13 protein-coding genes are annotated in these 11,650 nt (G+C 49.1%); 10 read left to right on the plus strand and 3 right to left on the minus strand.

All coding sequences use genetic code 11. The features are described 5' to 3' along the window. Positions 1-382: 382 nt before the first annotated feature. A complete protein-coding gene (locus KGP24_RS00465; protein ID WP_223562003.1) occupies positions 383-1,267 on the minus strand; it encodes a GTPase in 885 nt (294 codons plus the stop codon). Between the two features lie 145 nt (positions 1,268-1,412). Then, a complete protein-coding gene (locus tag KGP24_RS00470) occupies positions 1,413-2,375 on the minus strand; it encodes a hypothetical protein (RefSeq protein ID WP_223562004.1) in 963 nt (320 codons plus the stop codon). 1,613 nt (positions 2,376-3,988) lie between these two features. On the opposite strand from KGP24_RS00470, the gene KGP24_RS00475 reads away from it, so the two are divergent. From KGP24_RS00475 to KGP24_RS00485, 3 genes are read left to right on the plus strand one after another with little or no spacing between them, the layout of a single operon-like run. After that, entirely contained in the window at positions 3,989-4,531 is a 543-nt protein-coding gene (locus KGP24_RS00475; RefSeq protein WP_223562005.1) for a hypothetical protein, read from the plus strand. Continuing rightward, entirely contained in the window at positions 4,528-4,800 is a 273-nt protein-coding gene (locus KGP24_RS00480) for a hypothetical protein (protein WP_223562006.1), read from the plus strand. Before KGP24_RS00475 ends, KGP24_RS00480 begins: the two co-directional genes overlap by 4 nt. Before the next feature lie 43 nt (positions 4,801-4,843). After that, on the plus strand, positions 4,844-5,902 hold the full coding sequence (locus tag KGP24_RS00485; RefSeq protein ID WP_223562007.1) for a hypothetical protein: 1,059 nt from the start codon (positions 4,844-4,846) through the stop codon (positions 5,900-5,902). A gap of 64 nt (positions 5,903-5,966) precedes the next feature. Here KGP24_RS00485 and KGP24_RS00490 read toward each other — a convergent pair whose 3' ends face one another. Continuing rightward, positions 5,967-6,779, minus strand: a complete 813-nt coding sequence (locus tag KGP24_RS00490; RefSeq protein ID WP_223562008.1) for a hypothetical protein — start codon at positions 6,777-6,779, stop codon at positions 5,967-5,969. Between the two features lie 309 nt (positions 6,780-7,088). On the opposite strand from KGP24_RS00490, the gene KGP24_RS00495 reads away from it, so the two are divergent. From KGP24_RS00495 to tssB, 7 genes are all read left to right on the plus strand, one after another. After that, a complete protein-coding gene (locus tag KGP24_RS00495; protein WP_223562009.1) occupies positions 7,089-7,658 on the plus strand; it encodes an inovirus Gp2 family protein in 570 nt (189 codons plus the stop codon). A gap of 151 nt (positions 7,659-7,809) precedes the next feature. Continuing rightward, positions 7,810-8,049, plus strand: a complete 240-nt coding sequence (locus KGP24_RS00500) for an AlpA family phage regulatory protein (protein ID WP_223562010.1) — start codon at positions 7,810-7,812, stop codon at positions 8,047-8,049. A gap of 288 nt (positions 8,050-8,337) precedes the next feature. Then, positions 8,338-8,760, plus strand: a complete 423-nt coding sequence (locus tag KGP24_RS00505) for a zinc-ribbon domain-containing protein (RefSeq protein WP_223562011.1) — start codon at positions 8,338-8,340, stop codon at positions 8,758-8,760. Next, positions 8,748-9,164, plus strand: coding sequence for a zinc-ribbon domain-containing protein (locus KGP24_RS00510; RefSeq protein ID WP_223562012.1), 417 nt, complete (start codon positions 8,748-8,750; stop codon positions 9,162-9,164). The genes KGP24_RS00505 and KGP24_RS00510 overlap by 13 nt, the downstream gene beginning before the upstream one ends. 76 nt (positions 9,165-9,240) lie before the next feature. Then, positions 9,241-9,771, plus strand: a complete 531-nt coding sequence (locus tag KGP24_RS00515; protein WP_223562013.1) for a DUF3296 domain-containing protein — start codon at positions 9,241-9,243, stop codon at positions 9,769-9,771. 79 nt (positions 9,772-9,850) lie between these two features. Next, entirely contained in the window at positions 9,851-10,462 is a 612-nt protein-coding gene (locus KGP24_RS00520; protein ID WP_223562014.1) for a DUF2913 family protein, read from the plus strand. Between the two features lie 680 nt (positions 10,463-11,142). Beyond that, on the plus strand, positions 11,143-11,643 hold the full coding sequence (gene tssB, locus KGP24_RS00525; RefSeq protein ID WP_160516388.1) for a type VI secretion system contractile sheath small subunit: 501 nt from the start codon (positions 11,143-11,145) through the stop codon (positions 11,641-11,643). Positions 11,644-11,650 lie beyond the last annotated feature (7 nt).

Here is an 11,650-nt window from a genome sequence, read left to right on the forward strand (position 1 = left end):
GTTATGACCAGCGATGAGCGCGCGCGGCAGAAAAGATGAAATATTTTTTCCATGGTAACCGTCTGAATTTACGCTGATAATTTCACATTGTTCAGCTGGTAAGCGGTACGTGGTCATACCCTGTCATCAGGCAGGCCAGCAGGATGCGTTGCCAGGGCGGAAGGTGGCTGTAGTATGGCGTTGTCTAAATCGCTCACTCAGTAAGCACAGTAAGATGCGAAACAGAACGATGAGAGCCCGGCGGACGCTGTGGATCTCTTTCTCCGGCCAGCCTGCGCGCCGGCAGTAATCCAGAGTCCTGTTAACTATCTCTCTTCGGATATAGCGCAGCAGCATGCGTAACAGGGGCCATGTCAGCTTCCTGAGTATCATTTTCCACTCCTCAAAAAAGTAAGTGCCACAGCGCAGAAGCGGCATTGACAATGCCGTCACGGATCGTCCCCAGTGCTTCCCGGACCGGCTTTGGCAGCGGAATGGTGTCAACTATCCGGCTGAACAGCTCACCCAGCAGATCGCCAAAATCCTGTCGGGCGGTACTTTCAGCTTCAGTGGTTCGGTGTTCTTCCCTGACCTGACGAAACACGCCACTACTGGCCTCCGGCGGCAGAGCGAATATCATGGTTTCAACCAGACGGGCCAGGTTGTAGCCGGTTTTCGCCGACACCGCATGCACCGGATAAGGACAGGAAAACTGCCGTGAGATGGCTGCGCTTCGGGCAGTCAGCGTCAGCAACTGGCCGGTGGAGGGCTGGCATGCTTCCCTGTCCCAATCCAGCGAGGGTTCCGCCTTGTCGGCCTGGTTAATGACGAAGACAATGCTGCCCGGTGAGACACCGCATTTGAGCAGAAACTGGTGGAACGCTTCATCCGTGGCACAGGCCCGGTCATCCGCTTTCATCACCCAGAGGATAAGATCCAGCGTCGGTAACTGCTCCTTATACAGCTGCCGGTATTCACGGTCATAGTCCAGAGATTCGCCTGCACCGGGCAAATCGACCAGCGTCATGCTGCGCCCGCCAATATCGAGCGTGAAGCGAAGCGGTTCACGGGTACAGCCCTGCACATCGCTGACCGGACTGAGGGGTTGCTGAAAGAGCGCATTACAGAGCGAACTTTTTCCACTTCCTGTTTTACCCATGATGCCGATGACCGGCTCGTAATGAATGTGCTGGCGGATGCGGTTCAGTATTGTGCGGGAGAGTGTTTCGGGCAGGAGAGAAAGCTGTTGCTTCAGGACATCAAGACCCTGTTCGGTTTTATCGGACACATTAACCTCCGTGAGTTAAATAACAAAACGGCAGCATTTCTGCTGCCATTCTCACACTGGTAATATAGGTCTGAAATTTTTTTGAATGTAATTTCTGGTCTGTATTATTACTGTCTCCATTCACCCTGTTTTCCGCGCAGAATTGTCACTCCCCGCCACAGGTTTTCCGGTAATGTTCATTAATTAGCATTTCCAGCATATCGCTGATACGGACCCCGCTACGCTCAGCCATAAAGTCGAGTCGCGTTTTAGTTTCGTTCTTAAGGTACGTATTGAGTGCTTTTTTATCGGTACGGGACTGACGTAATTTTTGCTGGTTCCAGGCTTTATTGAGGTTCAGAAGAAACAAACGTTTTGAATCCGGAGCGTCGACCCATAAATCCAGAGCTGCACGCAGGGCAAGATTACGCTCGGTATGACTGAGAGGAGTAAACCATGTTGTTAATCCACCGGAATTTATATTCAGACTGAGTTCCTCAAGAGTGCTGATTTGTTGAGTTTTACTCAGATTGTTCCATGCCCACAATACAGCCTCCTCTTCATCCGGCAACCATTTTAGCGGTAGCGGTTTGCTGTAAATCATTTTCCACTTGTCTTTAAGTCTCTCCATGAGCATTTTTTTAAAATATGTCACAGGGGGGGATGCAACGATAATACGATCAAACAAATGACCAATGATATCCAGTCGCTCTCTGTGACTGGCCGGAGTCATGGATAATCTAAAATGGGTATACCAGTTTGGACTGTATAATTTGTTTCCATTCCGGGGTATCCCAAGTTCTTCATCACTAACCTTACAGAGATAACCCCACAGCCAGAACGTAGCCCGCTCATCCTGCCTCAGCCAGTCAAAACTCTCCAGGGGTAAAATGTTTTCTTCCCTGCTCATTTCCATTTCCTGGAGCAACCGTATCTGCTGCTCTTTATCAGGAATGTACTGGTTAATAAGTTCATTCAATACTTTCCTGCAACTGTCTGCATCCTGCCTGGGGACGTTTCTGGTGTCGATTCTGTTATTCGTCATCAGCCAGTCAGCATAAAACCCACAAACCCGCACATCCCGGCTCTTTATAATTCCCTGACTTCCATTGTAGAAATTAACCGCCATGATTACCTCTTGATATTTAAACTACGATGTAGTGATTTTAGTGGTTTATTTAGTTGCTATACAGTACCATGTCAATGGTTTTACAGTCACTAAAAAACACATCTTGTAGTCAGATTAAGGTTGGTTTGTGGTTTTCTTTTGGTTTTTAATGGGTAATGCTGTGGTGTGATAGTGGTTGTTTTTTGCTATCAAATCTCTTTATAATCTTTTTTTTTCTGGTTTTTTTCTTCAAAAATCCCTTTTTTACGAGGGCATCTTACTCATCCGACTGTCCTCCTGTACACTCTTTTTTTCATCGCCGTCATGGTACCTGGTTCGCTTCAGGATGCATTTCTGGCATCAGATATGGTTACTCTGGCATATTTTTTCTCGTTGCTCAGAATCAGGGATATGGCTTTGTGGGATGTGGAGGTATGGGCGTTATTCTTATTGAGGTTGTTTTAGGTGGTGAGGTGTCTTTTTCTGATTGTTGGCAAAGATAATTCCAGAGTGAACATGCATGGCTTTTATCGCGTATAGCCATGGCCTGGCGCAGTCTTCTCTGGTATTACTGTCAGGTCTGGTGTGTTGGATTGGTAATAATATATTAAAGAAGGGGGTGTCTTTATAGTTAAACAACAGTTAATACAAGAGCATTGTTCAGGAGGATGAATGATAGCCAGGAAGGAAATGTCATCTGAAGGGAAGTGATACTGTTAAAGTGGCGTTATCGGTGATATCAACCGGAAGGTGAATTCGCTTGTCAGATATTCAGCTATATCCCTTTGTCAGGCAATAAGGTGAAATAGTTACCCTGAGATATGACTACGTAAACGAATAAATACATTGGGTATCAGACGTAGTGATATTTTTTAAGGTGTATATGCCTTCAGTGAGGGTAGTGCGATAGATAATATTGCAGGGGATAGACTGAGTGAATGGCTGCGCTGTATGAAGTGTCAATACACAGTGAGTGCTGCTGGGGTTAGTCTGTCTGCTTAACGTGTTATTACGAGGATTGATTATAACTGTTAATACGATAACCAATGGGAGCCGAAAGCTTTGCGTTAATCCGTTGGGTATGCGCCAGTGTATTGATGGCTTCATCGACCATAATACAGGTCTGTAGCCTGTGTCGGTAGTAATAGCCAGGGTATTGCCGTAAGCCGGATAATGTAGTTAAACAACGCATATTGTTATGGATAAATCTTTCAGTGTATGTGAAACGATTAACGGATTGTCGGAAGTTATTTGATAAACGGTTTGGTGTTTTAATCCTGAAGGTTACTGAAGCTTTCTGTAAGTCCCTGTAATCGCATAAAAGATAACGCTAATGGAAATCTTTGGATGGTATGAATACGTTGAGCCTGATGCGTTACAGCGCCTTTTAGAAGGGGGGCGGGTAACTATTATCTGTGGGGATTATGAATGCGGTAATAATGTTAGTTCCTCGGTGGTTCTGCCGATTGTATAGCAGTCATCAGGGGCCCCATTGCAGGCAGACCGGCAGGCACAACGGCAGGCACAACGGCATCATCAGAGCTACCAGGTCATTGATTGCATTAAGGCTTACCACCCGACCGTACCAGATGTATAATGCTTCTTTTTTCATCAGTATACAAATAAGGCAACCCATGGACGCAGAGAAAATTCAGTCAGATATCGATGCTCTTTTGACATACATGAACGATGACATGGAGAACCTCGGAGAAACGATCAAAACTGTTTCATTTGGATTCGATGCTGGCCAGAACGATCGCATCGCTATTGACGAGCTGCTTCACTGGTCGGAAGAGTATTTGTTCAAAATCATCAATATCTGTCATTCCCGTTATCTCGTGCGTAAGGATTATGGTGGCTTTCAGGATGTCTCTCTGACAGAAGAAGGCCAGAGTCGCGCTATCTCAGTCAAACACGGGAAAAATCGTTCATACGAGTTAGGGGCCAGTATGCAGATTGCTACGCTAAATGTTCATGGGCCAGCGCAGGTTGGCAACGGTAACACACAAAACATCCACAACGTATTTAACCAGTTGCTTCAGCAGATCGAGACGTCTTCAGCTTCAGATGAAGATAAACAGGAAGCCAAGAGCCGCCTTGCTAATTTTCTGGAACACCCCTTGGTCGGATCCATCGTTGGCGGACTTGCTGGTTCGCTTCCTGGTCTGATGGGATGACAGACAATCTCAAAGAAACGATCCGGCTGCGTTGTGCATTCTGCCGCTCGGAGCAGTTCGCCTTACCTTACCCGGATTACTCACCTCCTGGTCACAGTTTTGTCGTCTGTGCCAATTGTGGGAGGGAAAATGATGTGACATCTCTGCTCATCATCGCTAAATCGAAAGGGATGGAAATAGCCCGGGCTTATGCCGATGGGCTGGTTGAACAGATGAAAACGGATTTGGTTAACTCTTTTAAAAATAATAAATACATTAAGATAAAGTGATCGGCCACGACAGCATCGAAGAACAACTCTTCAGGGAGTACAAATGACCAGAGAAGCGATAACGCCATTAAACTACACATCTTCTGCGATCGATGATCTGCGTGAGCTGGAACGTAATTGCCTGTATGAAGCGCCGTATTCAGCTTACGTTCTGCGCAATGTGATAAACCTGCTGGAGAACAGCGTTAAATTCATCCTGCCAAACTGCGCTGATTTTATTGCTCCTGAAGACCTGCGACAGACGCATCTGGATCTGGCTCGTTTACCTTACCCGGTGGTAACGTTTGAAATCCCCTGGGAGAAAGAAGGTACGCTTGAGACCTATTTTGACAAACAGGCCCTGCGCTCAACGAAACGGATCGCGTTGTGCTGGGAAGCTAAAGCGGAACTGGAGCCAGTACCAGGAATTAACCATGTGCTGGAGCGTTTCCCGGGAGGTGGTGTTTTTGTATGTTCTGTCTACTGGGTTGATGATAGTCGGCGCTGGGACCCGAGCTACGGTGCTCTCTTTTACCCCTACGATAATACGCTTAATACCGTTGTTGATTTAACCTCTCGTCCTGGTGCCACCAGACTGGCTGTGGCCTCGTTGCAGGATGCGGGCCTGGTGTCCCAGACGCATATGAAACAATACAATGCTGAACCAGTAGTTATCCTGCCGGAGTTTGCCAGCCAGACGGAATCGGTGCTGGGAAGTCGCGACAAGCTTTTTGCTGACATTATCATCAACTCCCGGGATGAGCTTCAGGCATTCATCAACGCCTGCAGTATTCTGAATTGCGCTAATGTGGTGGTGGATGAACTGGTACCGTCGAATAGCAGGAAAGCCCAATGGGTCAGAGGAAAACGCGTCAAGGTACAGGAGCCAGCTGTAAAACCCCGTTTTACCTACAAAGTGCTGCAGATTTCGGATGAACAGCGTTCACATTCAGGAGGAAGTGGTCTCAGTACGGGGTCGCATACGAAACGAATGCATCTTCGCAGAGGTCATATTCGCCGCCGGGGGGAACGGCTGATCTGGATCCGTCCGTCGGTTGTGAACCCAGGTTCTGCACAGGGCATTGTTACCAAAGATTATCAGCTAAAAAAATCAGCTGAGTAGCCGTTACGTTGTGAAAGGTTGGCGCGAAACCTTTCTCCGTTGTCTGTTGGCCTTGGTATTCGCATCACCATGCCGCACTAAAGCCCTGTTTTTTAAGTCTGTGGCGGGTTCGTTTCACGTAAGCTACGTCAATGAGCTCATCCGGCGGCAGATCGCGTGTGATATTACAAATTGTCGCCAGCGCTGAATCTGAGAGTTTAAACGTTCGTGGTAAGGCGTAGTAATCCCCTGTTTTTTGCATGCCGATGTTATCGAATAACGCTCTGAAGAAATCCGTCAGCGAAGGGCGGCGTGCTTTAATTATCGCCTCTGTCGCTTCATCGGCAAATGTAACCTCAACCTCCTCCATACCCAGCGAACGAATAATCCCGGCAATGCCAGGCCAGTACTTAAGATCGAAACTATTAAGCCGCTGCATTTCTGGTTTAAGGTGAAGCTGATAATGACCGCACCCCTCTCCGGCATCATCGATAAATTCGGTGAGTTTGAGCATACGCTCGCAATGAAAATGACCGTTCCCACTAAGCTCTGAACGTCGCTCCAGCATTTCAGCCAGTTGCATGCTCATGGTGCTGATATTGTCATTCAGGGCCGCCAGCTCCTGATGATCAGCACGTAGTTTTGCAAAACGCGAATCTGTTCCAAAGCTTCCGGCATGGATAATCTGCTCAAGCAGCACCCAGAGCTGTTGTCTGGAGAGACTGCTGGACGCTATCTCCCTGTATACCACCACCATCTCGTCATGACGTTCAACCAGCCGGTTAAATACAGGCCAGGTTGAGGGCCACGATGGTGGAACGGTCTTTTGCCAGTCAGTCAACTTCTCATTCAACAACGCCAGGGCAATCGCCGGTGCTTCATCAACGCCAATAATCATCGTTACTTCCTCAGGTTCTTATCTGTTCATGTCCATTGTTCACTGAAGCCCTGGAGATGTCGGTAACGGGAAGACTGTTTTTTCGCAGTATTCGGGTCACCCTGCGCCAGAATCGTTGTTAATTCGTATTTACCTCATGGCTTAAGTCACTGTGCTGTTACCCGTTGCATACATCTCCCTGCCATCTACAATATTTTATCTAATCCAGCCGTTTCTGAAGAAACCTCTGATGAACTCGCTGAAGGTAATGAGTTTTTTTTAACGACGCCGGTAATGGTTATGAACACAAACTAACCGGAGTCTATTTCAATGAGTTACACATACGACCCTTACTGGCAGCAACGTATCGCCGACACCTTCAGTTGCGCACTAAACGCTTACACCCGCTTACTGGCCCTGCGTGTTGACCTCCGTCTGCCGGATACGCCAGCGGCAAGCGATGCCGCTGTTATCTCCCGCTTCACCGATGCCATGAAAGCCCGCATTGCAGCCCTTCAGGCACGTCAACGTCGCGAGGGCAAACGCGTCTGGCCGACCACGCTGCGTTTTGTCTGGGCGCGGGAGTTTGGTGAAATCAAAGGGAAGAAGCATTACCACGCGGTACTTTTGCTGAACCGCGATACGTGGTGCGGACCGGGAGATTACAAAGACCCGGATTCGCTTGCAGGTATGATTAAACAGGCATGGTGCAGCGCCCTGAAGGTGGATGCACAGGCGCATGCTGTTCTGGCCCGCTTCCCGAAGAATCCGGTGTCCTGGCTGACGCGCGGTAATACCACAGAGCTTCAACAGGCGCTGGCGCAGGCCGCTTATCTTGCCAAACGCGAAACCAAAGTCACCGGTGATGGTGAACGTAATTTCGGTTGCAGCCGCGGCTGAGTCAGACATACCTCGATTTACCAGGCCCGATGGTATGGGCCTGGTAATTTTTTACAACGTTCCCCTATCCTCTGAGGCGAACCGGTAACCCCATGATACAACCACCACCGGACGTCTCCCGACAGCCAAATCCTCAGAGGGAGAAAATACCATGACCACGACGAATTCGAACATTAATGCCAGTCCTGACACACTGCTTTCAGCTCAGGACCCGCTTATCGACATGACCTTTATCACCACGTACACCGGTATGACGGACAAGTGGTTCTATAAACTGATTGGCGACGGCCTGTTTCCCAAACCCATCAAGCTGGGCCGCAGTTCCCGCTGGTTCAAAAGCGAGGTGGAATCCTGGATGCGACAGCGCATTACTGATTCCCGTGGCGTCTGAGCAGAGGGTCTATCTGAATGGAAAAACAACGTCGTACTAAACCACTGAATATCCCGGAGCGCTGGAAGTGTCCCCGTTGCCCGCGACAGTATTGCGGTGCCAGATCCTGCCCCGTTTGTTTTCGCACCTCTGTAGCGCCTGCACAATCGTAACCCCGGCGGTCTGCAGAGACTGAGTACCACGAATCATCTTCCGCTAACGCATAACTGACCCGCCAGTCACACTGCCATGCTGCCCATACCGGGACGGCTTACGCCTGCGTGTCGTCTGGCGGTAAGGAGTTCCACGATGTATGCCAAATCTTTCATCGCCCTTGACGGCAATGGTCGTCTCACCGGAGCCAGAACGGCACAACGGCATCCGTATGACCGCTACACCTGCCACCTGTGCGGCAGTGCGCTGCGATACCATCCTGAATACAACACTGAGCGACCGTTCTTTGAACACCGGTCCGACATGCTGACATATAACGGGCGACAGCATTGTCCGTATGTCAACCTGGAAGCGAAAGGGACCAGCCATATCCGGCAGCTGCAATGGTATGTACCGGATGCCTGTCTGCTGGTTTACCGCGCCGGCTGGCACTGCAGTGGTTGCAACAGCAATTATCACGGTGAGCGCTATTGCCTGACCTGCCGAACCGGTGAGTTCAGCAGGATGCTCTCTGATGCTGAAACCCGGACTGCAGAGGTAACGGCATGCGCGTACTGAAATGTTACCTGGCAAATGACCGTGAAGGTCACTTTGTGACAGCCGGTGAGGCCATGAGCGCACCGGGGAAAATATGGAGCTGTGCTTCCTGTGGCTGTCGTCTGGTGCTGCATGCCGGCACTTTCAGCGACCCGGCATGGTTTGAACACGATACGCAAACCGTGGCCCGGGATGTGCTGATGAAGTGTGCCCATCTTGACCCGGAAGTGAAAGCTGAGGCCCGGCACAGGAAGCTGCGCAATATGCTCAACGGAGTGGATGCAACGGTGATGACGCTGTCCTGGTACTGTGTGTGGTGCGGTGACCACTATCAGGGCGTGAAGCACTGTTACCGGTGCCAGACCGGTATCTACAGCATCGAAGAGGCTAACTGGCAGATAAATTATATCTGCAGTTCCGGATAGTCCCCCCATCCTTATGAACCCGATACCGCCGTAGAGGCGGTGTTCTCCCTGATTTAACCCAAAGAGAGTCTGCATTGTGAATCATTCTTACACACGGGCGTCCGATGCTGTCAGCGCGGATGCCTTCAGTACGCGTGCATTTCTGCAACAGGCCGTTGACCATTACCCGCGACTGGCGGCATTCAGCTTTACGCTGAAATTGCCGTATCGAGAAACCATGAGCGAATACCGGTCATTTATTCTGCGTTTCCACACTGAGGTCTGGCAGCGCACCGGTGAATATTCGCGCCAGCGTTCACCGCCAACGATCCTGCGATGGATGTGGGAGTCTGTCAGTGCACCAGAGTGCAAAATGGTGCTGCTGATGAATCTTGATACGCTGGGAGCCTTGCGCGACGAGGTCGTACAGCAGGAGATGAGCGGGTTACTCAGAGAGGCATGGTGCACGGTGATACATGCTGATAACAACGTCGCCAATATGTTATCTTTCACTATCAGTCGTACTGACGGATGTTCATTTACACTGCCATTCAGTCAGTTACAGGCCCGGGCGAATGAAATGGTATCTCCCGTGATGACGGCCAGAACGGCTGTGGTTTGCCCGTGACGGAAAAGACTTCTCCATTTAAGGGGATGTCAGTTATACAGAGCTTCCCCGATGTATTCCGCGCCGATATAATTTCTGAATGAAAAAAGCTCATGATACCTTACCCCCGGAACAAACCGTCACAGCACTGGCACATTTTGCATGGTGTGCCCTTATCGCCTTACGTACCGCTCAGCAGGATGGTCAGGCGCTGTCGCCACTCAGCACGCATACATTTTTGCTGCGCTGGCTGACAGTGGCTTATAAGCAAAAACGGTTCCCGCGTACCATTGCATCCGATATTGAAGGGTTACTGACGCTGGGGCGTAACAAAGGTCTTGCCGCCAGCTTATTCAGTCGTCTGGAATATCTCTGGTCTTCGTGCAACGGACTGGTGTCTGCTCAGTCAGATTTGTACCGTCTGACGTACGCAATTGAACAGCTTAAATCGCAGGGCTGGACCAATGCCGTGGTAAATGACGAAGACTGGGACAATGAAGCGCTTCTGGTCCAGGAATACAGTGGTATGGATGCACTGCTGGTAAGGAAGTCGGCACTGACCGGTGGATTTTCGGATGAGGGCAAACTGGTTGCACCGGTGGAATTTCTGGTGACGGGCAACCTGTCAGCATGTACAGAGGTTTTTCAGGCCCATGCGCTCCCGTCGGTCATGGTGGCGTTGAACCGGATCGCATTACAACCTGAGCAATAGAACAAACATTCTCAACGCATTAGTCAGTCTGATCACTGTCCATTTCCTGAACGGCAGGTGTTCAGGTCGTGCTTACTTCCGGTATTGAGGCATGTGTAAAGGGTCGTCGTGACATTTCCTTTCTTCTGACGACAACAAATAAGCCCCGTTTAAATGAAAAATAAGAAATGATGAAAACCTGAAAATGTCGTCAATTTTTCACATGCTCAGTCACGTCCTGCTTCTCATTTTTGATAAAAGTACAAAATCAGATATTTCACGGGGTTGGTGGTATTTTGTACAAGTTTGCTCCCTAAGCTAAATTGATCATTTGCTGCACACCCTTATCCCATAAGGCTTGAAGGGGTTATGCAAGAAAATTCTTATAAATCAGAAAGATGATCTGTAATTGTTAAAAACTTAAAATGTAAAATATTGTTACATTTTTTTGTTTCCTATCTGGCAGGGAACGTTCCTACACTCCGGCTATTGGGTTTTATCCGAAATTTTTCATTTCAGACAAATGCTCAAACATACAGTGTCGGCATGCTGGTGGATGGAATGCGCCCGCTTTTTAATTCCGGGATTTTTATTTACGTCGGATGACGCGAACCGGAAAGTTGTTCTGGCAGGGTAATTTTTTCTTATTTATTTCTCACTGGCATTGACCGTTTCTATTTCTCCATAGAACAGGGACAGCCATGTCTAATTCTTCCTTTCAGTCCGAAATCCCTAAAGCGCGTATTAATCTCAAGCTCGATTTGCATACGGGGGGCGCGAGCAAGAAAACGGAGCTCCCCCTGAAATTACTGGTGGCGGGCGACTTCAGTCACGGTCAGGAATCTGCCCCCCTGTCTGAGCGCAAAAAAGTTGATTTGAATAAAAATAATTTCGACTCAGTGTTGTCCGAATATTCCCCAAAAGTCAGTCTGACCGTTAAAAACACGCTTGCTGATGACGGCAGTGAAGACAACATCAGCCTGACCTTCCGGAGCATGAAGGATTTCACCCCGGAGCAGGTTTCCCGGCAAATTCCTCAGCTGAAGGCGATGCTTTCCATGCGCAACCTGCTTCGCGATTTAAAAGCGAACCTGCTGGACAATCAGGCTTTCCGAAAGGAGCTGGAAAAAATTCTGCTCGACCCGGCGTTAAGCGCAGAACTCAGAGCCGAACTCTCAGCCCTAGCGCCTAAGCAGCCATAAAGGTCAC

It is taken from the genome of Enterobacter sp. JBIWA008, from assembly GCF_019968765.1.
In the GTDB taxonomy this organism is placed as follows: Bacteria; Pseudomonadota; Gammaproteobacteria; order Enterobacterales; family Enterobacteriaceae; genus Enterobacter.

What these genes read in the sequence shown, in the direction of transcription:
- KGP24_RS00495 (WP_223562009.1), top strand. Translation starts at nt 7,089, where the DNA reads ATGAGTTACACATACGACCCTTACTGGCAGCAACGTATCGCCGACACC.
- KGP24_RS00490 (WP_223562008.1), bottom strand. Translation starts at nt 6,779, where the DNA reads ATGATTATTGGCGTTGATGAAGCACCGGCGATTGCCCTGGCGTTGTTG.
- KGP24_RS00475 (WP_223562005.1), top strand. Translation starts at nt 3,989, where the DNA reads ATGGACGCAGAGAAAATTCAGTCAGATATCGATGCTCTTTTGACATAC.
- KGP24_RS00520 (WP_223562014.1), top strand. Translation starts at nt 9,851, where the DNA reads ATGAAAAAAGCTCATGATACCTTACCCCCGGAACAAACCGTCACAGCA.
- KGP24_RS00485 (WP_223562007.1), top strand. Translation starts at nt 4,844, where the DNA reads ATGACCAGAGAAGCGATAACGCCATTAAACTACACATCTTCTGCGATC.
- KGP24_RS00510 (WP_223562012.1), top strand. Translation starts at nt 8,748, where the DNA reads ATGCGCGTACTGAAATGTTACCTGGCAAATGACCGTGAAGGTCACTTT.
- KGP24_RS00505 (WP_223562011.1), top strand. Translation starts at nt 8,338, where the DNA reads ATGTATGCCAAATCTTTCATCGCCCTTGACGGCAATGGTCGTCTCACC.
- tssB (WP_160516388.1), top strand. Translation starts at nt 11,143, where the DNA reads ATGTCTAATTCTTCCTTTCAGTCCGAAATCCCTAAAGCGCGTATTAAT.
- KGP24_RS00480 (WP_223562006.1), top strand. Translation starts at nt 4,528, where the DNA reads ATGACAGACAATCTCAAAGAAACGATCCGGCTGCGTTGTGCATTCTGC.
- KGP24_RS00470 (WP_223562004.1), bottom strand. Translation starts at nt 2,375, where the DNA reads ATGGCGGTTAATTTCTACAATGGAAGTCAGGGAATTATAAAGAGCCGG.
- KGP24_RS00500 (WP_223562010.1), top strand. Translation starts at nt 7,810, where the DNA reads ATGACCACGACGAATTCGAACATTAATGCCAGTCCTGACACACTGCTT.